The sequence below is a fragment of the Bacillus sp. FSL P2-0099 genome, from assembly GCF_038007445.1.
GTDB lineage: Bacteria > Bacillota > Bacilli > Bacillales > Bacillaceae_G > Bacillus_A > Bacillus_A mycoides.
In genome coordinates, this window is record NZ_JBBOXE010000001.1 from 310,001 (window position 1) to 334,759 (window position 24,759).

Below are 24,759 nucleotides of genomic sequence, written 5' to 3' on the forward strand. Positions count from 1 at the left end.
CGTGTGCCTACAAATAGTCAGAGCCCGTTAATGGGTGATGGCGTGCCTTTTGTAGAATGAACCGGCGAGTTACGATCCCGTGCGAGGTTAAGCTGAAGAGGCGGAGCCGCAGCGAAAGCGAGTCTGAATAGGGCGTTTAGTACGTGGTCGTAGACCCGAAACCAGGTGATCTACCCATGTCCAGGGTGAAGTTCAGGTAACACTGAATGGAGGCCCGAACCCACGCACGTTGAAAAGTGCGGGGATGAGGTGTGGGTAGCGGAGAAATTCCAATCGAACCTGGAGATAGCTGGTTCTCCCCGAAATAGCTTTAGGGCTAGCCTTAAGTGTAAGAGTCTTGGAGGTAGAGCACTGATTGAACTAGGGGTCCTCATCGGATTACCGAATTCAGTCAAACTCCGAATGCCAATGACTTATCCTTAGGAGTCAGACTGCGAGTGATAAGATCCGTAGTCAAGAGGGAAACAGCCCAGATCGCCAGCTAAGGTCCCAAAGTGTGTATTAAGTGGAAAAGGATGTGGAGTTGCTTAGACAACTAGGATGTTGGCTCAGAAGCAGCCACCATTTAAAGAGTGCGTAATAGCTCACTAGTCGAGTGACTCTGCGCCGAAAATGTACCGGGGCTAAATACACCACCGAAGCTGCGAATTGATACCAATGGTATCAGTGGTAGGGGAGCGTTCTAAGTGCAGTGAAGTCAGACCGGAAGGACTGGTGGAGCGCTTAGAAGTGAGAATGCCGGTATGAGTAGCGAAAGACGGGTGAGAATCCCGTCCACCGAATGCCTAAGGTTTCCTGAGGAAGGCTCGTCCGCTCAGGGTTAGTCAGGACCTAAGCCGAGGCCGACAGGCGTAGGCGATGGACAACAGGTTGATATTCCTGTACCACCTCTTTATCGTTTGAGCAATGGAGGGACGCAGAAGGATAGAAGAAGCGTGCGATTGGTTGTGCACGTCCAAGCAGTTAGGCTGATAAGTAGGCAAATCCGCTTATCGTGAAGGCTGAGCTGTGATGGGGAAGCTCCTTATGGAGCGAAGTCTTTGATTCCCCGCTGCCAAGAAAAGCTTCTAGCGAGATAAAAGGTGCCTGTACCGCAAACCGACACAGGTAGGCGAGGAGAGAATCCTAAGGTGTGCGAGAGAACTCTGGTTAAGGAACTCGGCAAAATGACCCCGTAACTTCGGGAGAAGGGGTGCTTTCTTAACGGAAAGCCGCAGTGAATAGGCCCAAGCGACTGTTTAGCAAAAACACAGGTCTCTGCGAAGCCGTAAGGCGAAGTATAGGGGCTGACACCTGCCCGGTGCTGGAAGGTTAAGGAGAGGGGTTAGCGTAAGCGAAGCTCTGAACTGAAGCCCCAGTAAACGGCGGCCGTAACTATAACGGTCCTAAGGTAGCGAAATTCCTTGTCGGGTAAGTTCCGACCCGCACGAAAGGTGTAACGATTTGGGCACTGTCTCAACCAGAGACTCGGTGAAATTATAGTACCTGTGAAGATGCAGGTTACCCGCGACAGGACGGAAAGACCCCGTGGAGCTTTACTGTAGCCTGATATTGAATTTTGGTACAGTTTGTACAGGATAGGCGGGAGCCATTGAAACCGGAGCGCTAGCTTCGGTGGAGGCGCTGGTGGGATACCGCCCTGACTGTATTGAAATTCTAACCTACGGGTCTTATCGACCCGGGAGACAGTGTCAGGTGGGCAGTTTGACTGGGGCGGTCGCCTCCTAAAGTGTAACGGAGGCGCCCAAAGGTTCCCTCAGAATGGTTGGAAATCATTCGTAGAGTGCAAAGGCATAAGGGAGCTTGACTGCGAGACCTACAAGTCGAGCAGGGACGAAAGTCGGGCTTAGTGATCCGGTGGTTCCGCATGGAAGGGCCATCGCTCAACGGATAAAAGCTACCCCGGGGATAACAGGCTTATCTCCCCCAAGAGTCCACATCGACGGGGAGGTTTGGCACCTCGATGTCGGCTCATCGCATCCTGGGGCTGTAGTCGGTCCCAAGGGTTGGGCTGTTCGCCCATTAAAGCGGTACGCGAGCTGGGTTCAGAACGTCGTGAGACAGTTCGGTCCCTATCCGTCGTGGGCGCAGGAAATTTGAGAGGAGCTGTCCTTAGTACGAGAGGACCGGGATGGACGCACCGCTGGTGTACCAGTTGTTCTGCCAAGGGCATAGCTGGGTAGCTATGTGCGGAAGGGATAAGTGCTGAAAGCATCTAAGCATGAAGCCCCCCTCAAGATGAGATTTCCCATAGCGTAAGCTAGTAAGATCCCTGAAAGATGATCAGGTTGATAGGTTCGAGGTGGAAGCATGGTGACATGTGGAGCTGACGAATACTAATAGATCGAGGACTTAACCATATAATATGAAGCAATGTTATCTAGTTTTGAAGGAATATACCTTCATCAGTTTGGTGATGATGGCAGAGAGGTCACACCCGTTCCCATACCGAACACGGAAGTTAAGCTCTCTAGCGCCGATGGTAGTTGGGACCTTGTCCCTGTGAGAGTAGGACGTCGCCAAGCAAAAACCTAAGTCGTTTCGACTTAGGTTTTTTTGTGTTTATTTTTATTTACCGAAGGTTAAAATCCATAAATTTAATAATCCTAAAGACGAAAAAAGAATGAAATAGAGGCAGTTTAAAATAATGGTAATGATTTTTTGTGCTCCGGATTTTTCGAATGCTCCTAAAATAATCCCTAAGAATAGGAAAGATTATTTCTATCATAATAATGAGAGTAGAAAAAATGGGATGATATAAATAAGCATTCAATAATTACAGCAATTACTGCAATAGAGAAAAACAAATAGGATAATAGCACAGTTATTTTTTTTCACGGTTATTCCTCCTTTGAAATTAAATCGTTATAATATAAGTTCTATCGATGTATAGAACACAAGAGAGTATATATATTGATTAAAACATACTGAAGTATTATATAAATAGTTATACGTAAAATAGATCTCTAGAAATATATATTCTAATTCCCTTTCCTTCTTGCATATAGTTGCAATTCTTCTTTTGAATATAACTAAAACACGAACGTTATCGATGACTAATAAAAAAACATTCGATTATTTATTGACATTGTTTATGAAATATTGTTAATATAGCCATAGAAACAATAATATATAAGACCTCATATAATCGCGGGGATATGGCCTGCAAGTCTCTACCTAACGACCGTTATTCGTTAGACTATGAGGGAAAGTCACTCGGTATTTTTCTATTCACAAGGGATACGTATGCCTGAGTAGAGCACTTTCTCTCATAGTAAAAGAGAAACTGTTCTATTTCAGGCTTTTTTTATTTGAATCGGGGGGATTCTAATATGAAATCACTAGTTGGAGTCATAATGGGAAGCACGTCAGACTGGGAAACAATGAAATATGCTTGTGACATTTTAGATGAATTAAATATACCGTATGAGAAAAAAGTTGTATCCGCTCATCGGACTCCGGATTATATGTTTGAATATGCAGAAACAGCTCGTGAACGTGGAGTAAAAGTTATTATTGCTGGAGCTGGTGGAGCAGCGCATTTACCAGGAATGGTTGCAGCGAAGACAAATCTTCCTGTAATTGGTGTTCCAGTTCAATCAAAGGCGTTAAACGGCCTAGATTCGTTATTATCCATTGTCCAAATGCCAGGAGGGGTTCCAGTTGCAACTGTTGCAATTGGTAAGGCTGGTTCAACGAATGCTGGATTACTTGCTGCACAAATACTTGGATCATTTCATGATGATATACATGATGCATTAGAGTTGAGACGAGAAGCTATTGAGAAAACTGTGCGTGAAGGTAGTGAGCTAGTATGACGAGAATCATTTTACCTGGAAAAACAATCGGCATTATTGGAGGCGGCCAGCTTGGAAGAATGATGGCGTTGGCAGCTAAGGAAATGGGTTATAAAATTGCTGTTTTAGATCCTACAAAGCATTCACCATGTGCACAAGTTGCTGATGTTGAAGTCGTTGCACCATATGACGATTTAAAAGCAATTCAGCATTTAGCAGAGATAAGCGACGTTGTCACATATGAATTTGAGAATATTGATTATAGATGTTTACAATGGCTTGAAAAACATGCTTACTTACCACAAGGTAGTCAGTTGTTAAATAAAACGCAAAATCGTTTTACAGAAAAGAATGCAATTGAAAAAGCTGGGTTACCAGTAGCATCGTATAGATTGGTTCAAAATCAAGATCAACTTACAGAAGCAATTAAAGAGTTATCTTTCCCTTCTGTCTTAAAAACAACGACAGGTGGATACGATGGTAAAGGGCAAGTGGTTTTAAAGAGTGAAGCTGATGTTTTGAGAGCAAAAGAACTTACTAATAAAGCAGAGTGCATTCTAGAAAAATGGGTGCCCTTTGAAAAAGAAGTATCAGTTATTGTAATTCGTAGTGTAAGTGGTGAAACGAAAGTATTTCCGGTAGCGGAAAATATTCATGTAAATAACATTTTGCATGAATCTATCGTTCCAGCCCGCATTACAGAAGAACTTTCTCAAAAAGCAATTGCTTACGCAAAGGTACTTGCGGATGAACTAGAACTTGTGGGAACACTAGCGGTAGAGATGTTTGCTACAGCTGACGGTGAGATTTACATTAATGAATTAGCACCAAGACCTCACAATTCAGGACACTATACACAGGATGCATGTGAAACGAGTCAATTTGGTCAACATATTCGAGCAATCTGTAATTTACCTCTTGGAGAAACAAATTTGTTAAAACCAGTTGTCATGGTTAACATTTTAGGCGAACATATAGAAGGGGTCCTAGGACAAGTGAATAGACTAACCGGGTGCTATTTACACTTGTATGGAAAAGAAGAAGCAAAAGCACAGCGAAAAATGGGGCATGTTAATATTTTAAATGATAATATTGAAGTCGCTCTAGAAAAAGCGAAGAGTTTGCATATTTGGGACCATCAAGAACAACTGTTGGAGGGAAAAAGATGATTAATCGTTATACACGCCCTGAAATGGGTGCGATTTGGACGGAAGAGAACAAATTTAAAGCGTGGTTAGAAGTTGAGATTTTAGCGTGTGAAGCATGGGCTGAGCTTGGCGATATTCCAAAAGAAGATGTGAAAAAAATTCGTGAACATGCATCATTTGATATTGATCGTATTTATGAAATTGAAAAAGAAACACGTCATGACGTAGTTGCTTTCACTCGTGCTGTATCAGAAACACCAACATTAGGCGAGGAACGTAAATGGGTTCATTACGGTTTAACATCTACAGACGTAGTAGATACAGCGTTATCTTATATCTTAAAACAAGCAAATGAAATCTTGTTAAAAGACTTAGAAAACTTTGTTAGTATTTTAGCTAATAAAGCGAAAGAGCATAAATACACGATCATGATGGGAAGAACACACGGTGTACATGCAGAGCCAACAACATTTGGTTTAAAACTTGGTCTTTGGTATGAAGAAATGAAACGTAACGTAGAGCGTTTCAAACAAGCTGCTGATACAGTTCGCGTTGGTAAATTATCTGGTGCGGTTGGTACATATGCAAATATTGATCCATTCGTAGAAAAGTATGTTTGTGAAAACTTAGGATTAGAAGCAGCACCAATTTCAACACAAACATTGCAACGTGATCGTCATGCACATTACATGTCAACACTTGCACTAATCGCAACATCTGTTGAAAAGATGGCAGTTGAGATTCGTGGTTTACAAAAGAGTGAAACACGTGAAGTTGAAGAGGCTTTTGCAAAAGGTCAAAAAGGTTCTTCTGCAATGCCACATAAACGTAATCCAATTGGATCTGAAAATATGACTGGTTTAGCTCGTGTTATCCGCGGTTATATGATGACAGCTTACGAGAATGTTCCGTTATGGCATGAGCGTGATATCTCTCACTCTTCTGCAGAACGCGTAATTTTACCAGATGCTACAATCGCGTTAAATTACATGTTAAATCGCTTTGGTAATATCGTTAAAAACTTAACTGTATTCCCAGAGAATATGAAACGCAATATGACAAGAACATACGGCTTAATTTACTCTCAGCGCGTAATGCTTACACTAATTGACAAAGGTCTGGTACGTGAAGAAGCTTATGATATCGTACAGCCTAAAGCAATGGAAGCTTGGGAAACACAAGTACAATTTAAAGAGCTTGTAGAATCTGACGAGCGTATTACAAGTAAGTTAACGCAAGAAGAAATTAACGAATGTTTCAATTATGAACATCATATGCAACACGTTGATACAATCTTTGAACGCCTTGGATTAAACGAAGCGTAAAATTTCATATGGCACAGAATAGAGTCATTCTGTGCCATTCTTTATAAAAATATTATTCACATTTTTCAAACTACAGGGGGCTTGCGAAATGCAAAAGCTAGAATTGCTGTATGAAGGTAAGGCAAAAAGAATTTATCGTACAGAAGCAGCAGATATGGTTTGGGTAGAGTACAAAGATAGTGCGACTGCTTTCAATGGGGAGAAAAAAGCGACAATTACAGGAAAAGGTCGTTTGAACAATGAGATTACAACTTTATTGTTCAGAAAGTTACAAGAAGTTGGAATTAAAACACACTTTGTGGAGAAGTTATCTGATACAGAACAACTTGTCAAAAAGGTGAGTATTATTCCATTAGAAGTTGTCACAAGAAACGTAATTGCAGGTAGTCTTTCAAAAAGACTAGGAATGGAAGAAGGAACTGCTCTTACAACACCAATCGTAGAATTTTACTACAAAGATGATGATTTAGGAGATCCACTTGTAACGGAAGATCATATTCGTTTGTTAAATGTTGCAACACCAGAGCAAGTAAGCGTATTACGAGATGCAGCTCTACAAATCAATCAAGTGATGATTGAGCATTTCGCAAGCTGTCGTGTAAGATTAGTAGATTTTAAATTAGAGTTTGGCGTAACAGAAGAAGGGGAAATCATATTAGCAGATGAAATTTCACCAGATACTTGCCGTTTATGGGATGAAACGAGCAATGAAAAATTTGATAAAGATGTATTCCGTCGTGATCTTGGGAATTTAACAGAAGCATATGAAGAAATTTTAAAACGTTTAGGGGGAGCTTCACATGTATAAAGTTAAGGTATATGTAACGTTAAGAGAAAGTGTATTAGATCCACAAGGAACTGCGGTAAAGGGAGCGCTTCATAGTCTTTCATTTACAGAAGTACAAGACGTTCGAATCGGAAAATATATGGAATTAACAATTGATAAATCAGTATCTGATCTGGATAGCAAGGTAAAAGAAATGTGTGAAAAATTATTAGCAAACGTTGTAATGGAAGACTTCCGTTATGAAGTTGAGGAGGTTGTCGCACAGTGAAATTTGCAGTCATAGTATTCCCAGGTTCGAACTGTGATGTCGATATGTTCCATGCAATTAAAGATGAGCTTGGTGAAGAAGTAGATTATGTTTGGCACGATAGAGAGAATTTAGATGAATATGATGCAATTTTACTACCAGGTGGATTCTCTTACGGTGACTATTTACGTTGTGGTGCTATCTCTCGCTTTGCTAACGCAATGAAAGCGGTGCAAAAGGCTGCTGAGCAAGGAAAGCCAATTTTAGGAGTGTGTAATGGATTCCAGATTCTTGTTGAATCAGGATTACTACCAGGAGCATTAATGAGAAACGAAAACTTAAAGTTTATGTGCCGTACGGTTCAGTTACGTGTTGAAAATAATGAAACTATGTTTACATCACAATATGAAAAAAATGAAGTAATCAATATTCCAATTGCACATGGTGAGGGGAATTACTATTGTGATGAAGCAACTCTTAAACAATTAGAAGAGAATAATCAAATCGCATTCCGTTACGTAGAAAATCCGAATGGAAGCGTTTCAGATATTGCAGGTATTGTAAATGAAAAAGGAAATGTTCTTGGTATGATGCCACACCCAGAGCGTGCTGTAGATGAATTACTTGGCGGTGCTGAAGGGTTAAAAGTCTTTCAATCTATCTTAAAACAGTGGAGGGAAACATATGTCGTTAATGCTTGAGCCAAATCCAACACAAATTAAAGAAGAGCGTATATATGCGGAAATGGGGCTAACAGACGAAGAGTTTGCCATGGTTGAAAAGATTTTAGGCCGTTTGCCGAATTATACAGAAACGGGACTATTCTCTGTTATGTGGTCTGAACATTGTAGTTATAAAAATTCAAAGCCAGTTCTTCGTAAGTTTCCAACGACAGGTGAGCGTGTCTTACAAGGACCTGGAGAAGGCGCTGGAATTGTAGATATCGGTGATAATCAAGCGGTTGTATTTAAAATGGAAAGTCATAACCATCCTTCTGCAATTGAGCCATATCAAGGGGCAGCGACAGGTGTCGGTGGTATTATTCGCGATGTATTCTCTATGGGAGCACGTCCGGTAGCTCTATTAAACTCACTTCGCTTCGGTGAATTACAATCACCACGCGTGAAATATTTATTTGAAGAAGTAGTAGCAGGAATCGCAGGATACGGTAACTGCATTGGTATTCCTACTGTTGGCGGCGAAGTACAGTTTGATCCATGTTATGAAGGAAATCCACTTGTAAATGCAATGTGTGTAGGCCTAATTAATCATGAAGATATTAAAAAAGGGCAAGCACATGGTGCTGGTAATACAGTAATGTACGTAGGAGCATCAACTGGTCGTGATGGTATTCACGGTGCAACATTCGCATCTGAAGAGTTATCTGAAAGCTCAGAAGCGAAGCGTCCGGCAGTTCAAGTAGGGGATCCATTTATGGAGAAACTTCTTATTGAAGCATGTTTAGAACTTATTCAGTCTGATGCACTTGTTGGAATTCAAGATATGGGAGCTGCTGGTTTAACATCATCTTCTGCAGAAATGGCAAGTAAAGCAGGTATGGGTATTGAAATGTACTTAGATGATGTACCGCAGCGTGAAACTGGAATGACTCCATATGAAATGATGTTATCTGAATCACAAGAGCGTATGTTAATCGTTGTGAAAAAAGGTAGAGAGCAAGAAATAGTAGATTTATTTGAGAAGTATGGTCTTGCAGCAGTTACGATGGGGAAAGTAACTGAAGATAAAATGCTTCGATTATTCCATAAAGATGAAATGGTAGCTGAAGTACCAGCGGATGCTCTTGCAGAAGAAGCACCAATTTATCATAAACCGTCAAAAGAAGCAGCATACTTTGCTGAGTTCCAGCAGATGAAAATGGAAACACCAAAAGTAGAAGATTATAAAGAAACGTTATTATCTTTATTACAACAACCAACGATTGCAAGTAAAGAGTGGGTATATGATCAATATGATTATCAAGTGCGCACTAGCACAATCGTTACACCAGGTTCAGATGCAGCGGTTATACGTGTACGCGGTACAGAAAAAGGATTAGCAATGACGACAGATTGTAACTCTCGCTACATTTATTTAGATCCAGAAGTGGGCGGTAAAATTGCAGTAGCAGAGGCAGCACGTAATATCGTATGTTCTGGCGGAGAGCCACTTGCAATTACAGATTGCTTAAACTTCGGTAACCCAGAAAAACCAGAGATCTTCTGGCAAATTGAGAAATCAGTAGACGGTATGAGTGAAGCTTGCCGCAAGTTACAAACGCCAGTTATCGGCGGGAATGTATCAATGTATAACGAGCGTAGTGGTGAAGCTGTATATCCAACACCAACTGTTGGGATGGTTGGACTTGTACACGATTTAAAACACGTAACAACACAAGAATTTAAACAAGCTGGCGATTTAGTTTATGTAATCGGAGAGACGAAAGCTGAGTTTGGCGGAAGTGAATTACAGAAAATGATCTACGGAAAAATTTTCGGTCAATCACCAAGCATCGATCTAGATGTAGAATTAAAACGCCAAAAGCAAGTACTAGCAGCAATTCAAGCTGGCCTTGTTCAATCTGCACATGATGTTGCAGAAGGTGGTTTAGCAGTTGCAATTACTGAAAGTGCAATTGGTGCTAACGGTTTAGGTGCTACTGTGAAATTAGACGGAGAAGCAACAGCAGTATTATTTGCAGAATCACAATCGCGCTTCGTTATAACCGTAAAACGTGAAAATAAAGAAGCATTTGAGAAAGTTGTTGAAGCAATTCAAGTTGGAGAAGTGACAAATACAAATGAAGTAACAATTCATAATGAAGAAAATGAAGTATTACTTACAGCAAATGTAGATGAAATGAGAAAGGCTTGGAAAGGGGCAATCCCATGCTTGCTGAAATAAAGGGGTTAAATGAAGAATGTGGCGTTTTTGGAATTTGGGGGCATGAAAATGCAGCACAAGTTTCGTACTACGGATTGCACAGTTTGCAGCACCGTGGGCAAGAGGGCGCAGGCATTGTTGTAAATAATGGGGAAAAAATCATCGGTCACAAGGGGTTAGGTTTAATATCAGAAGTGTTTTCAAGAGGTGAGCTAGAGGGATTAAACGGGAAATCAGCAATTGGACACGTACGATATGCAACAGCTGGTGGAAGTGAAGTTGCTAACGTTCAACCATTATTATTCCGTTTTTCCGATCATAGCATGGCGTTAGCTCATAACGGAAATTTAATTAATGCAAAAATGCTTCGTCGTGAATTAGAGGCAGAGGGAAGTATTTTTCAAACAAGTTCAGATACAGAAGTACTTTTACACCTCATTAAGCGTAGTACAAAAGATTCTTTAATTGATAGTGTAAAAGAGGCTCTAAATAAAGTGAAAGGTGCGTTTGCATATCTTTTACTAACTGGAAATGAAATGATCGTTGCGCTAGATCCAAATGGATTCCGTCCTCTTTCAATTGGAAAGATGGGGGATGCTTACGTTGTAGCATCGGAAACATGTGCTTTCGATGTAGTTGGTGCAACATACATTCGTGATGTAGAACCTGGTGAATTGCTTATTATCAATGATGAAGGAATTCACGTAGATCGTTTTACAAATGAAGTAGACCATGCGATTTGCAGTATGGAATACATTTACTTTGCACGTCCAGATTCTAATATAGCTGGTATTAATGTTCATGCAGCACGTAAAAACATGGGGAAACGTTTAGCGGCGGAAGCTCCTATTGAAGCTGATGTTGTTACTGGTGTACCAGACTCTAGTATTTCAGCAGCAATTGGTTATGCGGAGGCGACAGGAATTCCGTATGAGTTAGGGTTAATTAAAAATCGTTACGTTGGACGTACGTTTATTCAACCTTCTCAAGAACTGCGTGAGCAAGGGGTTAAGATGAAGCTTTCAGCAGTAAGAGGCGTAGTTGAAGGAAAACGAGTTGTTATGATTGACGATTCTATCGTAAGAGGAACGACAAGTAAACGAATTGTTCGTATGCTTCGCGAGGCTGGAGCGACAGAAGTCCATGTAAGAATTGCTTCACCACCTCTTAAGTATCCATGCTTCTATGGCATTGATATTCAAACGAGAAAAGAATTAATCGCAGCAAATAATTCAATAGAAGAAATCCGTCAAATCATCGGAGCAGATTCACTAACATTTTTAAGTGAAGATGGATTAGTAGATGCAATTGGACGCCCATATGAAGGAAAATACGGTGGTCTATGTATGGCTTACTTCAATGGAGACTATCCAACAGCTCTTTATGATTATGAGCAAGAGCTTTTAGAAAGTATGAAATAAGAAGAAAAAAGCTTCTACTTCTTTTGATGTAGAAGCTAGCTTCTTTCTTAGAACGGCCGCCCTGGATGGGGAGAAATTAAAAGACGAGGTGTAAAAAACGATGGCGAATGCATATAAGCAAGCAGGAGTAGATATTGAAGCTGGATATGAAGCGGTATCTCGCATGAAAAAACACGTACAAACAACTATGAGAAAAGAAGTGCTAGGCGGTTTAGGCGGTTTTGGAGGTATGTTTGATCTATCAAAATTTGCATTAGAAGAACCTGTATTAGTATCTGGAACAGATGGCGTGGGAACGAAATTGATGCTCGCTTTTATGGCAGATAAACATGACACAATTGGTATTGATGCAGTAGCAATGTGTGTAAATGATATTGTTGTCCAAGGAGCAGAGCCGCTTTTCTTCCTTGATTATATTGCTTGTGGTAAAGCTGAACCTAGTAAAATTGAAAACATCGTCAAAGGTATATCAGAGGGCTGTCGCCAAGCTGGTTGTGCATTAATTGGTGGAGAAACAGCTGAAATGCCAGGAATGTATTCTACAGAAGAATACGATTTAGCTGGTTTTACAGTTGGAATTGTTGATAAAAAGAAAATTGTAACAGGTGAAAAAATTGAAGCTGGTCACGTATTAATTGGCTTAGCATCTAGCGGTATTCATAGTAACGGTTATTCTTTAGTACGAAAAGTATTACTAGAAGATGGAGAACTATCTTTAGACCGTATTTACGGCCGCCTAGAACTACCTCTTGGTGAAGAATTATTAAAACCAACGAAAATTTATGTCAAACCTATTTTAGAACTATTGAAGAAACATGAAGTATACGGTATGGCGCATATTACAGGTGGCGGGTTCATTGAAAATATTCCACGTATGTTGCCAGAAGGAATCGGTGCGGAAATTGAATTAGGATCTTGGCAAGTTCAACCGATCTTCAGTTTACTTCAAGAAGTTGGAAAACTAGAAGAGAAAGAAATGTTCAATATTTTTAACATGGGTATTGGTATGGTAGTAGCAGTAAAGGAAGAAGAGGCAAAAGATATTGTTCGTCTTCTTGAGGAACAAGGCGAGAAAGCTCATATTATTGGACACACTGTACAAGGGTCTGATGTTACCTTTATTGAGGGAACGGAAGTATGAGTAGATTAGCAGTTTTTGCTTCTGGGAGCGGCTCTAACTTTCAATCTCTCATTAATGCGGTAGAAGACAAAATATTGGATGCAGATATTAGTTTATTAGTATGTGATAAACCAGAGGCACGCGCTATTGGACGGGCACACTATCACCATATTCCGTGTTTTTCCTTTTCAGCGAAAGCATATGAGTCAAAAGAAGCATTTGAAAAAGAGATATTAAAAAAGCTAGAAGAGTATGAAATTGATTATGTTATTTTAGCTGGATATATGCGTTTAATTGGAACGACTTTACTAGAAGCGTACGGCGGGAAAATTATTAATATTCATCCATCACTACTACCGAGTTTTCCAGGGAAAGATGCTGTTGGTCAAGCGTTAGAAGCGGGTGTGAAAGTAACCGGAGTAACGATTCACTATGTAGATGCAGGTATGGATACAGGTCCAATTATTGCACAAGGAGCAGTAGTTGTTTCTGAAGGGGATACGAGAGAAAGCTTACAAAAGAAAATTCAACAAGTTGAACATAAATTATACGTAAATACAGTGAATCAAATTGTTCAGTCTGTGAAAAAACCAACTGTTAACTAACATACAACCAGGGGTGAAGGATAAATGAAAAAGCGTGCATTAGTAAGTGTTTCAGATAAAACAGGAGTAGTAGAATTTGTTAAAGGTTTACTTGAACAAGGGATTGAAGTTATTTCAACAGGTGGTACGAAAAAATTATTAGAAGAAAACGGTTTGCAAGTAATTGGTATTTCTGAAGTAACTGGTTTCCCAGAAATTATGGATGGTCGTGTAAAAACATTACATCCAAATATTCATGGTGGTCTATTAGCAGTTCGTGATAATGAAATGCATGTAGCGCAAATGAATGAATTAGGTATTCAACCAATTGATTTTGTTGTTGTTAACTTATACCCATTTAAAGAAACAATCGCTAAGCCTGATGTAACATTTGCTGATGCAATTGAAAATATTGATATCGGTGGCCCAACAATGATTCGCTCTGCTGCGAAAAATCATAAATTTGTATCGGTAATTGTAGATCCAGTAGATTATGATGTTGTATTAGCAGAACTGAAAGAGAACGGTGAAGTAACAGAGGAAACGAAACGTAAATTAGCAGCGAAAGTATTCCGTCATACAGCGGCATATGATGCGTTAATTTCTAACTACTTAACAGAGCAAATGGGCGAAGAAAGCCCTGAAACAGTAACGGTGACATTTGAGAAAAAACAAGATTTACGCTATGGCGAAAATCCACATCAAAAAGCGACATTCTATAAAGCGCCATTCGCAGCAACTTCTTCTGTTGCATACGCAGAACAATTACACGGTAAAGAATTATCTTATAACAATATCAACGATGCGGATGCAGCACTTAGCATCGTGAAAGAATTTACAGAACCAGCAGTAGTAGCGGTAAAACATATGAATCCATGTGGTGTTGGAGTAGGAACTGATATTCACGAAGCATATACTCGTGCTTATGAAGCGGATCCAGTATCAATCTTCGGCGGTATTATTGCAGCAAATCGTGAAATTGATAAAGCTACAGCAGAAAAGTTACACGAAATTTTCTTAGAAATTGTTATCGCTCCTTCGTTCTCGCAAGAAGCTTTAGAAGTGTTGCAAAGTAAGAAGAACTTACGCTTACTAACTGTAAATATTGAAAAAGCGACAAGTGCAAGCAAAAAACTAACTTCTGTACAAGGTGGTCTTCTTGTTCAAGAAGAAGATACGTTATCATTAGATGAGGACGCAATTTCAATTCCAACGAAACGTGAACCATCAGAGCAAGAATGGAAAGATTTAAAACTAGCTTGGAAAGTTGTAAAACATGTGAAATCAAATGCAATTGTTTTAGCGAATGATAACATGACAGTTGGTGTAGGCGCGGGACAGATGAACCGTGTAGGTTCTGCAAAAATCGCAATTACACAAGCTGGCGAAAAAGCACAAGGTAGCGCACTTGCATCTGATGCTTTCTTCCCAATGCCAGATACAGTAGAAGAAGCAGCAAAAGCTGGAATTACAGCAATCATCCAACCAGGCGGATCGATTCGTGATGAAGATTCTATTAAAATGGCAGATGCGTATGGGATTACTATGGTGTTCACTGGCGTACGTCATTTCAAACACTAATAGAGGATGTTAAAAAAGTCCGGTCAAGATAACTGTCGCATGTCGTCGTTGTAATGCCAGTGCGGTACTCATGTAGGAAAGCTACACTCCGTGTCCTCCTGGCAAATGCGCCTTGACCTGCTCGGTTCTCTTGATCCTCCTTTTTAACTTTCTATTGATACGGTTGTTTAAAAAGTCCGGTCAAGATAACTGTCGCATGTCGTCGTTGCAATGCCAGTGCGGTACTCATGTAGGAAAGCTACACTCCGTGTCCTCCTGGCAAATGCGCCTCGACCTGCTCGGTTCTCTCGATCCTCCTTTTTAAACTTTTATTGATATGAAAACAAACTAGGAGCATAGCTTCTAGTTTGTACTTATTTAATTATTGGGGGATGAAATATGAATGTTTTAGTAATCGGCCGTGGTGGACGTGAGCATGCTTTAGTTTGGAAATTTGCACAATCTGAAAAGGTAGAAAAAGTATATGTAGCGCCAGGTAATGAAGGTATGCGAGACGTTGCAACACCAGTTGATATTGATGAGAATGATTTTGATGCATTAGTCTTATTCGCAAAAGAAAACAATGTAGGCTTAACTTTCGTTGGACCAGAAATTCCACTTATGAATGGAATCGTTGATCGCTTTAAGGAAGAGGGACTTCGTGTATTTGGACCTAATAAAGCGGCTGCGGTTATTGAAGGTAGTAAAGCTTTTACAAAAGAATTGATGAAAAAGTATGATATTCCAACTGCGGCATATGAAACTTTTACAGACTATGAAGAGGCAGTAAAGTACATTCAGAAAGTTGGTGCACCGATCGTAATTAAGGCAGATGGGTTAGCTGCTGGTAAAGGTGTAACCGTAGCAATGACGCTTGAAGATGCATTACAAGCTGTGAAAGAAATGCTGCAAGATGTGAAATTCGGTGAAGCAAGCAAGAAGGTCGTTATTGAGGAGTTTTTAGATGGACAAGAATTTTCATTAATGGCATTCGTAAATGGAACAACCGTACATCCGATGGTAATTGCTCAAGATCATAAACGCGCTTTTGATGCTGATAAAGGTCCTAATACAGGCGGAATGGGTGCATATTCCCCAGTACCACAAATTCCGGAATCAGCGGTTCAAGAAGCGATTCAAAGAGTATTACAGCCAACTGCTAAAGCGATGATCCAAGAAAATCGTTCGTTTACAGGAATTTTATATGCGGGGCTTATTTTAACGAATGATGGTCCAAAGGTAATTGAGTTCAATGCACGCTTTGGCGATCCTGAAACGGAAGTTGTATTACCACGCTTAGAAAATGATTTAGTTGATGTATGTAACGCTGTATTAGATGAAAGTGAATTAACGTTACAATGGTCAAAGGAAGCAGTTATTGGTGTCGTACTTGCTTCGAAAGGATATCCAGAAGCATATAAAAAAGGTGAAATTATTAACGGATTAGATGCACTGCAAGATGTAATAGTTTTCCATGCGGGTACAGCGATGAAACATGGTGACTTTGTAACAAACGGTGGCCGTGTATTATTTGTTGCTTGTAAGGCGAATAATTTACAAGAAGCGAAAGATAAGGTCTATAAAGAAATCGGTAAAATTGAGAGTGATGGTTTATTTTACCGAAGTGATATAGGATATCGTGCAATTGGGCATGAGATGACGAGAAGCTAATATATAAAAAATCCCGCTGATTTCTCAGCGGGATTTTTTATGCATCTTTATCTTTTTTTAATTTCCCTTTTTGCTTTGCCATTTCTCGAAGTAAATACTCGATGTGTGCATTGACGCTACGAAACTCATCATTCGCCCATTTTTCGATGACTGCGTGTAATTCAGGATCAATACGTAATGGAAAGCTTTTCTTTTTGGCCATAATCACTTACAACCTTTAGTATAGGCTTCCTGTATTAATAACTGGTTGCGCACCTTTATCTGAAACGATGGCAACTAATAAATTGTTCACCATATTTGCTTTACGCTCGTCATCGAGTTCCAGTACGCCTTCTTCATCTAACATATGGATTGAATCTTTCGCCATCTTCACAGCACCTTCAACAATCTCTTTTCTAGCAGCTAATACTGCTTTTGCTTGTTGACGCTGGAGCATTGCATGGGCAATTTCTGTTGCGTAAGCTAAATGTGTTAAACGAGTTTCTAATACTTCTACGCCAGCGATTTCAAGTCGTTCTTCTAACTCACGCTTTAATTCTTCAGAGATCTCTTCAGTATTTCCTCGTAACGTGATGCAAGTTTCATCTTGGAAATTATCATAAGGATATTTTGTAGCAACGTGGCGGATTGCTGTTTCACTTTGAATTTCTACGAATCGATCGTAATGCTCAACACCAAACATTGCTTTTGCGGAATCAACAACTTTATATACGATAACGGCTGCAATTTCAATTGGATTGCCCTCAACATCGTTTACTTTTAATTTCTTACTGTTAAAGTTTTCAACACGTAAAGATACAGTTTGACGAAAAGCGAATGGAATTGTTAAAAATAAACCATTTTGACGAATTGTTCCTAAATAACTACCGAAGAACGTAATAACTTTCGCTTGATTCGGTTGAACGATACCGATACCTGTAGCTAAAACTGATGCTAATATGAGAGCTAAAATAGCTATTACAAACATTTCTTGTACAAGGCAAAATACACCGATAGCGGCTAAAACTAAAATTCCAATAACGCCGAGAAATCCATTAACATAAAATACTTGTTTTTCTTTCATATGATCGCCTCCTTGATATAAAAATGATATCATTTTTATATCATTACATGCAAGAGGGTTACACCTAATTTTCTGAATTTTATTGTTTGATATCTTTTATGTACGTTTTAAGGGTGAAAACAAGAATGTACGTTCTGTTTCGTGGTAAAATAAAGAAGACTTAGCTGCCCACTGCAGCAGCTAAGTCCCTTTGAGAGCATCTTGCATCGTGACAAATGATTCAAAGCGGTTTTGCCAGGATTAATTCTTCAATCGCTGACTCAATCTCTTTATCAGAAGTGTCATAACTTCCATCTGACTTTGCCTTTGGCTTGTCATGACTGGAAGCTGAATTAACTTCTTCTTTATTATGTCCTTTTTCAGTGAAATTCATGCTAGGCATTTTAAATGCGCTCATATTCATATATTTTCCAAACTTACAGGCTTCAACAATAGGGCAGAAACGAACGATCCCCTCCGCAATTTTCATGGCACCAATCCATAGCAAAACTTTAGACCAAGTGCACCAAGGTTTACGTACGAGTTTAGCTGTACTACAACCGAAGAGGATGAGTCCGAGTGTAATTCGAATTAGAGCACTAATTGTGCCGATGTTTTGCTTCATTAGAAAAACACTCCTTTTTAATTAACTTCGAAATAGAAAATACTATTTCATTTGTTAGTATTCCGTATAAGTTTTTTGATATGTAATCCAACATTTGACGTTGAAAAAGATGTTGGATTGGGCGTGTGTGTAGGTAGCTTTTTTTGTTATAATGAAAGAATGCGTAAAAGGAAGTTCAAAAAGTCCGGTAAAGATAGCTGCCGCATTTCATCGTTGCATACGCCAGTCTGGTAAAGATATAGCAAGGAATGTAAAAAATCTTGATAAAAATTAACTGTTATTTTGAACAGAAATTATATAACTAGAGAAAAGAAAGGGTGTTTTCATGTACGATATTTCCAAATGGAAACATGTATTTAAGCTTGATCCAAATAAGGAGTTAAGTGACGAACATTTAGAAATGATTTGTGAATCTGGAACGGATGCTGTTATTGTAGGCGGAAGTGACGGTATAACAATTGATAACGTATTACACATGCTAGTTAGCATTCGTAGATATGCAGTGCCTTGTGTGTTAGAGGTTTCTGATGTGGAGGCAATTACACCAGGATTTGATTTCTATTACATCCCAAGTGTTTTAAATAGCCGAAAAGTAGAATGGGTAACAGGTGTTCATCATGAGGCATTGAAAGAATTTGGGGATATTATGGACTGGGACGAAATTTACATGGAAGGGTATTGTGTTTTAAACCCAGAAGCGAAAGTAGCCCAGCTTACAGATGCAAAATGTGATTTAACAGAAGATGATGTTATTGCATATGCGCGTTTAGCAGACAAGCTATTACATTTACCGATATTCTATTTAGAATATAGCGGGACCTATGGAGACATTGAGCTTGTTAAAAATGTAAAAGCAGAATTGAAACAAGCTAAGCTATATTATGGCGGTGGTATTTCTAATGCAGAACAAGCGAAAGAAATGGCGCAGTATGCTGATACAGTAGTTGTTGGAAATATTATTTATGATGATATAAAATCGGCATTAAAAACAGTTAAAGCAGTAAAAGGAGAGTAGGTGCAGGCACATATGAGTACGACAGATAAGTTATTAAATGGTTTAAATCCGCAGCAACAAAAAGCAGTACAAACAACAAATGGAGCACTTCTATTAATGGCAGGCGCAGGTAGTGGGAAAACACGTGTGTTAACACACCGTATTGCATATTTACTTGGTGAAAAAGGTGTGGCGCCATGGAATGTACTAGCAATTACCTTTACAAATAAAGCTGCTCGTGAAATGCGTGAGCGTATTGATAAACTTGTTGGACCAGAAGCAGAAGATATTTGGATTTCTACGTTCCACTCTATGTGCGTACGTATTTTACGACGTGATATTGACCGCATTGGTATTAATCGTAACTTTACAATCTTAGATTCAGGTGATCAGTTAACTGTAGTAAAAAAAATTATGAAGGAGCGCAATATTGACCCGAAGAAGTTTGAGCCGCGCTCTATTTTAGCGGGTATTAGCAATGCGAAAAATGAACTGTTATCTGCAGATAAATATGCAAAAAAAATTACAACCGCTGATCCATATGAAAAATTAACGAGCGATGTATATACAGAATATCAAAAACGTCTTTTGAAAAATAACTCATTAGACTTTGATGATTTAATTATGACGACGATTCAGCTATTTGAACGTGTTCCAGAAGTACTAGAGTTTTATCAGCGTAAATTCCAATATATTCACGTTGATGAGTATCAAGATACGAACAAAGCTCAGTACCTTCTTGTTAAACATTTGGCATCACGTTTTAAAAACCTTTGTGTTGTTGGTGATTCGGATCAGTCTATTTACCGCTGGCGCGGGGCTGACATTTCTAACATTTTGTCATTCGAAAAAGACTATGAGAATGCACAAGTTATTCTGTTAGAACAAAACTATCGTTCATCACAAAATATTTTAAATGCAGCTAATGCTGTAATTGAAAAAAATTCAAACCGTAAACCGAAGAAATTATGGACAGAAAATCAAATTGGAAGCAAAATCTCGTATTATCGTGCTGCAACCGAAAAGGACGAAGCGTATTTTGTTGCGAAAAAAATTCGTGACGATATTCAAATGGGGAACCGAAAATATACTGATTTTGCAGTGTTATATCGTACAAATGCCCAGTCTCGTATGATTGAGGAGATTTTCCTGAAATCTAATATCCCTTACAAAATTGTCGGAGGTACTAAGTTCTACGACCGTAAAGAGATTAAAGACATTTTGGCGTACTTACGTTTAATTGGGAATCCAGATGATGAGATTAGTTTTGGACGTATTATAAACATGCCAAAGCGCGGGATTGGTGCGACTTCTATCGATAAAATTATTAATTATGGTGTGCAAAACGGAATCTCATTAACTGCTGTATTTGATGAGATTGAGCATGTTGGTGTAAGTGCAAAAATAACAAAAGCAGTAAAAGAATTCGCAAGTTTATTACACAACTGGGTAAATATGCAAGAGTATTTATCTGTTACAGAATTAGTAGAAGAAGTTATTGAGAAGACAGGCTATCGCGATATGTTGAAAAATGAGCGTTCTTTAGAAGCAGAAGGTCGTTTAGAAAACTTAGACGAGTTTTTATCTGTTACACAAACATTTGAATCCCAAAGCGAAGATAAGAGCCTTGTTGCATTCTTAACAGACTTAGCTCTTGTTGCTGATATTGATCGTGTAGATGAAGATCCAACTGCTGGTGAAGAAGTTATTTTAATGACGATGCACTCAGCAAAAGGATTAGAGTTCCCAGTTGTCTTTATTGTTGGCTTAGAGGAAGGGATATTCCCGCATACTCGTTCTCTTATGGAAGAGGATGAAATGCAAGAAGAGCGTCGTCTTGCCTATGTAGGTATTACTCGTGCAGAAGAAGAGCTATACTTATCCAATGCTCAAATGCGTACTTTATTTGGTAGAACAAGTATGAACGCTGCCTCTCGATTTATTACAGAAATCCCGGCAGAGCTAGTAGAATCGTTAAATGAAACAGCGCCGAAGCGTGAAACTTCGTTTGGTGCAAAAGGCAGAACGACAAGTACAAGTAAAATGACAACTACAACTACAACTACAACTACAACTACAACTACAACACGTTCTCGTTCAGCTTTCGCACGTCCGGCTGTTAAGACGACAGGTGGCGAGCAAATTGGCTGGGGAATAGGCGATAAAGCTGCTCACCAAAAGTGGGGAGTCGGTACAGTTGTAAGTGTAAAGGGTGAAGGAGATTCAAAAGAATTAGATATTGCGTTCCCAAGCCCAATTGGTATTAAACGTTTATTAGCAAAATTTGCACCTGTGACGAAACAATAGGAAAGGACTGAGGATATGTCAAAAGAGATAGCCAAAAAACGTATAGAAGAACTGCGTGATTTGTTAAATACATTTAACTATCAATATCACGTATTAGACAATCCTTCTGTTTCTGATGCGGAATATGACCGTGATATGCAGGAGCTTATAAAATTAGAAGCAGAGAACCCAGAGTTTATGAGTGAAGACTCTCCCTCCATTCGCGTTGGGGGGACTGTTCTTGATATATTTGAAAAGGTAACGCATAAATCACCAATGTTAAGTTTAGGAAACGCGTTTAATGAAGGAGATTTGCGTGATTTTGATCGAAGAGTACATCAGGGAATTGATGATGCGAATGTAAGATATATATGCGAATTAAAAATTGACGGACTTGCTGTTTCACTTCATTATGAAAAAGGACGCTTCATTCAAGGAGCAACACGTGGTGATGGTATAACGGGTGAAGATATTACCCAAAACTTAAAAACGATTAAAGCTATCCCGCTGCGTTTAAATGAAGAAGTAACGTTAGAAGCACGAGGCGAGGCTTATATGCCGAAGCGTTCATTCGTTAAATTAAATGAGGAAAAAGAGCAAAATGGTGAAGATGTATTTGCGAATCCACGTAATGCGGCAGCAGGATCGATACGCCAACTTGATCCGAAAATTGCAGCGAAGCGTAACTTATCTATGTTTGTGTATGGTCTTGCTAATGTAGAAGAAAAAACAATTCCATCCCACAGTGAATCACTGGATTTCTTAGGTGAGCTTGGATTTAAGACGAATCCAAATCGTCGTACATGTGAAACAATTGAAGACGTAATAGCCTATGTAGAAGAGTGGCAAGAAAAACGCCCGCATCTTGATTATGAGATTGACGGAATCGTTATAAAAGTAGACGATGTTGCTATTCAAGAAAGCTTAGGAACTACAGCAAAGAGTCCAAGATGGGCAATAGCTTATAAATTCCCAGCTGAAGAAGTTGTGACGAGATTAACAGGGATTGAATTAAGTGTCGGCCGCACAGGAGTTGTAACACCAACTGCAGAGCTCGAGCCAGTTAGAGTGGCTGGTACTATCGTTCGTCGTGCTTCTTTACATAACGAAGATTTAATTCGTGAAAAGGATATTCGAATTGGTGACTACGTTGTTGTGAAAAAGGCTGGAGATATCATTCCTGAAGTTGTGAACGTTATTTTTGATAAGCGTACTGGTGAGGAAGAAGAATATCATATGCCAACGCATTGTCCAGCATGTGAGAGTGAACTTGTTCGTTTAGAAGAAGAAGTAGCACTTCGATGTATAAATCCGACTTGCCCAGCTCAAATTCGTGAAGGATTAATCCATTTCGTTTCAAGAAATGCAATGAATATTGATGGACTTGGAGAACGTGTAATTACACAACTCTTTGATGCGGATTATATTCGTACGTTTGCTGATTTATATTCATTGACGAAAGAGCAATTATTAGAGCTAGAACGTTTCGGTGAAAAATCAGCAACAAATTTAGTCCAAGCAATTGATAATTCTAAGGAAAACTCATTAGAGCGATTATTATTCGGTCTTGGTATTCGTCATGTCGGTGCGAAAGCGGCACGTACATTTGCTGAGCATTTCGAAACGATGGATGAGCTTGTGAAAGCGACGGAAGAAGAATTAAAAACAATTAATGAGATTGGTGAAAAAATGGCTCAATCCGTTGTAACGTATTTCGATAATGAAGACGTATTAGAGCTATTACAACAATTTAAAGAGTATGGCGTGAACATGGCATACAAAGGTATAAAAATTGCTGATTTACAAAATGTTGAATCGTACTTCGCAGGAAAAACTGTCGTCTTAACAGGGAAATTAGAAGTTATGGGCCGCAGTGAAGCGAAGAAGAAAATTGAGGCATTAGGCGGAAAAGTAACAGGAAGTGTTAGTAAAAGTACGGATTTACTTGTTGCTGGTGAAGCTGCAGGCTCGAAATTAGCGCAAGCAGAGAAGCACAATGTTGAAGTTTGGAATGAAGAGAGGTTCTTACAAGAGCTGAATAAGTAAGAGGTGCAAACTTACGATGAAAAAAATAGCGTTAGCGGTATTAAGTCTTAGCCTACTTGTAAGTGGGTGTAGCATTGGTTCTAATAAAGATGAAAAAACAGTTGAGAAATCGGGGAAAGCGAAAGAGCAAGCTGTTATCCCAAAATACTCGATTTCGGATGAATATTATAAGACAACAGTTCCATTTAATGCAGGATCTGCACGTGGTTTAGTTGTGCAAGGTTTAAATAGTCGTCTAGATGTAGATGAATTTGAAACAGGATTAATGCGTATTGCCAAAGAATCATTTAGCACGAAAGATTATTTCTTTAAAGGCGGAGACGTTTTAGATACTCAAAGTGTTCAAATGCTTGTAAAAAGAAAGCGTACAGACGCTGAACAAAAAGAGCTAGAGGACAAGTTGAAAAAAGATGCAGTTAAATTTCCGAATGTAGGGTTGAATCCAGCCTTAAGTGAAGGATCAGAATCGCTAGAAGTAAAGAATAAAAAAAGTCCAATGTATATCTCAAATATTTTAGAGCATGATTATTATGTAAGAAAAGGTGAGAACGATGTTGAACGTGGTGGCATTGTAGTTGGATTAGCGATGAATTCTGTTCAATATTATGAGGAAGAGCATGGTTATCCGCGTGAGGCTGCAATTCCAGATGTAAAAATGTTAGCTGAAGGGAAAAGGATGGCCCAAGAAATCTTGAAAGTAATGCAGCAAAAAAAGCCTGAAATAAAAAATATTCCGGTTACATTTGCGATTTATCGTCAAGGTCCAAAGTCTTCGCTTGTACCAGGGAATTTTGTTTCTTATGCTAAGGTAGAAAAAGGTAGTGAAACGGTTGAGGATTGGAAACCAATCAATGAGAAATATTATTTGTTCCCGTCAGAACAGGCAAAAGCGGATAATAAACGTGAAGACCTTGCAAGGGTGTCAAACTTTAAAGCGAAGTTAAGTGAGTATTTCCAAGGCGATTATACAGCTGTTATCGGTACTGGAATGTATAGAGATGATGAATTAAGAGAAATGAAGCTCGATATTCCTGTCCAATTCAATGGGAAAGCTGAAGTAATTGGTTTTACACAATATGTAGCTGGACTTGTTATGGAATACTTCCCGAATTATATGAAAGTACAAGTAACAATTAAATCTGTAGAACGTCCAGAAGCAATTATTATACGTGAAGCGAAGCAAGATGAACCATTTGTGAAAATTTTAGATTAAAGATGAGAGC

At 39.2% G+C, this 24,759-nt stretch carries 19 protein-coding genes, 2 rRNA genes, 1 pseudogene and 1 riboswitch (1 of these 23 running past the window's edge); of the genes and pseudogenes, 18 read left to right on the forward strand and 4 right to left on the reverse strand.

Annotation, left to right across the window (positions count from 1 at the left end; all coding sequences use genetic code 11):
• A 23S ribosomal RNA gene (locus MKY90_RS01695) occupies window positions 1-2,360 on the forward strand (it extends 562 nt beyond the left edge of the window).
• Between the two features lie 49 nt (window positions 2,361-2,409).
• Window positions 2,410-2,525 (forward strand): 5S ribosomal RNA (rrf, locus tag MKY90_RS01700).
• A 43-nt stretch (window positions 2,526-2,568) separates the two neighbouring features.
• On the opposite strand, the pseudogene MKY90_RS01705 reads toward rrf, so the two are convergent.
• A pseudogene (locus MKY90_RS01705) lies at window positions 2,569-2,822 on the reverse strand (hypothetical protein).
• 298 nt (window positions 2,823-3,120) lie between these two features.
• A riboswitch (purine riboswitch) is annotated at window positions 3,121-3,222 on the forward strand.
• A gap of 110 nt (window positions 3,223-3,332) precedes the next feature.
• On the opposite strand from MKY90_RS01705, the gene purE reads away from it, so the two are divergent.
• The 12 genes from purE to purD all read left to right on the forward strand — a co-directional run bounded on the left by purE (window position 3,333) and on the right by purD (window position 16,543).
• Complete coding sequence (gene purE, locus MKY90_RS01710) at window positions 3,333-3,818, forward strand: 5-(carboxyamino)imidazole ribonucleotide mutase (protein ID WP_002167058.1); 486 nt, start codon at window positions 3,333-3,335, stop codon at window positions 3,816-3,818.
• Window positions 3,815-4,966: a 5-(carboxyamino)imidazole ribonucleotide synthase gene (purK, locus tag MKY90_RS01715; RefSeq protein WP_341090157.1), complete on the forward strand. Its 1,152-nt coding sequence runs from the start codon at window positions 3,815-3,817 to the stop codon at window positions 4,964-4,966. Before purE ends, purK begins: the two co-directional genes overlap by 4 nt.
• Complete coding sequence (gene purB, locus MKY90_RS01720) at window positions 4,963-6,270, forward strand: adenylosuccinate lyase (RefSeq protein ID WP_002139387.1); 1,308 nt, start codon at window positions 4,963-4,965, stop codon at window positions 6,268-6,270. The genes purK and purB overlap by 4 nt, the downstream gene beginning before the upstream one ends.
• 88 nt (window positions 6,271-6,358) lie before the next feature.
• Window positions 6,359-7,078 carry a phosphoribosylaminoimidazolesuccinocarboxamide synthase gene (gene purC / locus MKY90_RS01725; RefSeq protein WP_002029482.1) on the forward strand — a complete coding sequence of 240 codons (720 nt, stop codon included), beginning with the start codon at window positions 6,359-6,361 and terminating at the stop codon, window positions 7,076-7,078.
• On the forward strand, window positions 7,071-7,325 hold the full coding sequence (purS, locus tag MKY90_RS01730) for a phosphoribosylformylglycinamidine synthase subunit PurS (RefSeq protein ID WP_000278823.1): 255 nt from the start codon (window positions 7,071-7,073) through the stop codon (window positions 7,323-7,325). The genes purC and purS overlap by 8 nt, the downstream gene beginning before the upstream one ends.
• Window positions 7,322-8,005: a phosphoribosylformylglycinamidine synthase subunit PurQ gene (gene purQ, locus MKY90_RS01735; protein WP_002140189.1), complete on the forward strand. Its 684-nt coding sequence runs from the start codon at window positions 7,322-7,324 to the stop codon at window positions 8,003-8,005. Before purS ends, purQ begins: the two co-directional genes overlap by 4 nt.
• A complete protein-coding gene (purL, locus tag MKY90_RS01740) occupies window positions 7,989-10,208 on the forward strand; it encodes a phosphoribosylformylglycinamidine synthase II (RefSeq protein ID WP_002124868.1) in 2,220 nt (739 codons plus the stop codon). The genes purQ and purL overlap by 17 nt, the downstream gene beginning before the upstream one ends.
• On the forward strand, window positions 10,193-11,608 hold the full coding sequence (gene purF, locus MKY90_RS01745) for an amidophosphoribosyltransferase (protein WP_002124870.1): 1,416 nt from the start codon (window positions 10,193-10,195) through the stop codon (window positions 11,606-11,608). Before purL ends, purF begins: the two co-directional genes overlap by 16 nt.
• 100 nt (window positions 11,609-11,708) lie before the next feature.
• Window positions 11,709-12,749: a phosphoribosylformylglycinamidine cyclo-ligase gene (gene purM, locus MKY90_RS01750; RefSeq protein ID WP_063217649.1), complete on the forward strand. Its 1,041-nt coding sequence runs from the start codon at window positions 11,709-11,711 to the stop codon at window positions 12,747-12,749.
• Entirely contained in the window at window positions 12,746-13,333 is a 588-nt protein-coding gene (purN, locus tag MKY90_RS01755; protein ID WP_098168790.1) for a phosphoribosylglycinamide formyltransferase, read from the forward strand. Before purM ends, purN begins: the two co-directional genes overlap by 4 nt.
• A 24-nt stretch (window positions 13,334-13,357) precedes the next feature.
• Window positions 13,358-14,893: a bifunctional phosphoribosylaminoimidazolecarboxamide formyltransferase/IMP cyclohydrolase gene (gene purH / locus MKY90_RS01760; protein WP_002167054.1), complete on the forward strand. Its 1,536-nt coding sequence runs from the start codon at window positions 13,358-13,360 to the stop codon at window positions 14,891-14,893.
• 378 nt (window positions 14,894-15,271) lie between these two features.
• Complete coding sequence (gene purD, locus MKY90_RS01765; protein WP_341090161.1) at window positions 15,272-16,543, forward strand: phosphoribosylamine--glycine ligase; 1,272 nt, start codon at window positions 15,272-15,274, stop codon at window positions 16,541-16,543.
• A 37-nt stretch (window positions 16,544-16,580) separates the two neighbouring features.
• On the opposite strand, the gene MKY90_RS01770 is transcribed toward purD, so the two are convergent.
• The 3 genes from MKY90_RS01770 to MKY90_RS01780 form a co-directional block, all read right to left on the reverse strand.
• Window positions 16,581-16,745, reverse strand: a complete 165-nt coding sequence (locus MKY90_RS01770; RefSeq protein WP_001085171.1) for a toxin-antitoxin system HicB family antitoxin — start codon at window positions 16,743-16,745, stop codon at window positions 16,581-16,583.
• A 15-nt stretch (window positions 16,746-16,760) separates the two neighbouring features.
• Window positions 16,761-17,606, reverse strand: coding sequence for an SPFH domain-containing protein (locus tag MKY90_RS01775; RefSeq protein WP_341090163.1), 846 nt, complete (start codon window positions 17,604-17,606; stop codon window positions 16,761-16,763).
• Window positions 17,607-17,826: 220 nt separating this feature from the next.
• Window positions 17,827-18,210 (reverse strand): YgaP family membrane protein, encoded by a 384-nt coding sequence (locus MKY90_RS01780; RefSeq protein WP_002167052.1) that lies wholly within the window; start codon window positions 18,208-18,210, stop codon window positions 17,827-17,829.
• A gap of 325 nt (window positions 18,211-18,535) precedes the next feature.
• Here MKY90_RS01780 and MKY90_RS01785 point away from each other — a divergent pair, with 325 nt between their 5' ends.
• Genes MKY90_RS01785 through MKY90_RS01800 form a run of 4 tightly spaced genes read left to right on the forward strand, consistent with a single transcriptional unit; the run spans window position 18,536 to window position 24,749 of the window.
• A complete protein-coding gene (locus MKY90_RS01785; RefSeq protein ID WP_002029470.1) occupies window positions 18,536-19,225 on the forward strand; it encodes a heptaprenylglyceryl phosphate synthase in 690 nt (229 codons plus the stop codon).
• Between the two features lie 12 nt (window positions 19,226-19,237).
• The gene (gene pcrA / locus MKY90_RS01790) at window positions 19,238-21,511 is read left to right on the forward strand and encodes a DNA helicase PcrA (RefSeq protein WP_341090165.1); all 2,274 of its coding nucleotides are present in this window, start codon (window positions 19,238-19,240) and stop codon (window positions 21,509-21,511) included.
• A gap of 15 nt (window positions 21,512-21,526) precedes the next feature.
• Window positions 21,527-23,536 carry an NAD-dependent DNA ligase LigA gene (gene ligA, locus MKY90_RS01795; RefSeq protein ID WP_063217653.1) on the forward strand — a complete coding sequence of 670 codons (2,010 nt, stop codon included), beginning with the start codon at window positions 21,527-21,529 and terminating at the stop codon, window positions 23,534-23,536.
• 16 nt (window positions 23,537-23,552) lie between these two features.
• Window positions 23,553-24,749 carry a CamS family sex pheromone protein gene (locus MKY90_RS01800; RefSeq protein ID WP_063217654.1) on the forward strand — a complete coding sequence of 399 codons (1,197 nt, stop codon included), beginning with the start codon at window positions 23,553-23,555 and terminating at the stop codon, window positions 24,747-24,749.
• Window positions 24,750-24,759: the final 10 nt, after the last annotated feature.

Bases quoted from the DNA above. Each gene is read 5' to 3' on its own strand.
- purE (WP_002167058.1), top strand. From the start codon at position 3,333: ATGAAATCACTAGTTGGAGTCATAATGGGAAGCACGTCAGACTGGGAA.
- purK (WP_341090157.1), top strand. From the start codon at position 3,815: ATGACGAGAATCATTTTACCTGGAAAAACAATCGGCATTATTGGAGGC.
- purB (WP_002139387.1), top strand. From the start codon at position 4,963: ATGATTAATCGTTATACACGCCCTGAAATGGGTGCGATTTGGACGGAA.
- purC (WP_002029482.1), top strand. From the start codon at position 6,359: ATGCAAAAGCTAGAATTGCTGTATGAAGGTAAGGCAAAAAGAATTTAT.
- purS (WP_000278823.1), top strand. From the start codon at position 7,071: ATGTATAAAGTTAAGGTATATGTAACGTTAAGAGAAAGTGTATTAGAT.
- purL (WP_002124868.1), top strand. From the start codon at position 7,989: ATGTCGTTAATGCTTGAGCCAAATCCAACACAAATTAAAGAAGAGCGT.
- purF (WP_002124870.1), top strand. From the start codon at position 10,193: ATGCTTGCTGAAATAAAGGGGTTAAATGAAGAATGTGGCGTTTTTGGA.
- purM (WP_063217649.1), top strand. From the start codon at position 11,709: ATGGCGAATGCATATAAGCAAGCAGGAGTAGATATTGAAGCTGGATAT.
- purN (WP_098168790.1), top strand. From the start codon at position 12,746: ATGAGTAGATTAGCAGTTTTTGCTTCTGGGAGCGGCTCTAACTTTCAA.
- purH (WP_002167054.1), top strand. From the start codon at position 13,358: ATGAAAAAGCGTGCATTAGTAAGTGTTTCAGATAAAACAGGAGTAGTA.
- purD (WP_341090161.1), top strand. From the start codon at position 15,272: ATGAATGTTTTAGTAATCGGCCGTGGTGGACGTGAGCATGCTTTAGTT.
- MKY90_RS01770 (WP_001085171.1), bottom strand. From the start codon at position 16,745: ATGGCCAAAAAGAAAAGCTTTCCATTACGTATTGATCCTGAATTACAC.
- MKY90_RS01775 (WP_341090163.1), bottom strand. From the start codon at position 17,606: ATGAAAGAAAAACAAGTATTTTATGTTAATGGATTTCTCGGCGTTATT.
- MKY90_RS01780 (WP_002167052.1), bottom strand. From the start codon at position 18,210: ATGAAGCAAAACATCGGCACAATTAGTGCTCTAATTCGAATTACACTC.
- MKY90_RS01785 (WP_002029470.1), top strand. From the start codon at position 18,536: ATGTACGATATTTCCAAATGGAAACATGTATTTAAGCTTGATCCAAAT.
- pcrA (WP_341090165.1), top strand. From the start codon at position 19,238: ATGAGTACGACAGATAAGTTATTAAATGGTTTAAATCCGCAGCAACAA.
- ligA (WP_063217653.1), top strand. From the start codon at position 21,527: ATGTCAAAAGAGATAGCCAAAAAACGTATAGAAGAACTGCGTGATTTG.
- MKY90_RS01800 (WP_063217654.1), top strand. From the start codon at position 23,553: ATGAAAAAAATAGCGTTAGCGGTATTAAGTCTTAGCCTACTTGTAAGT.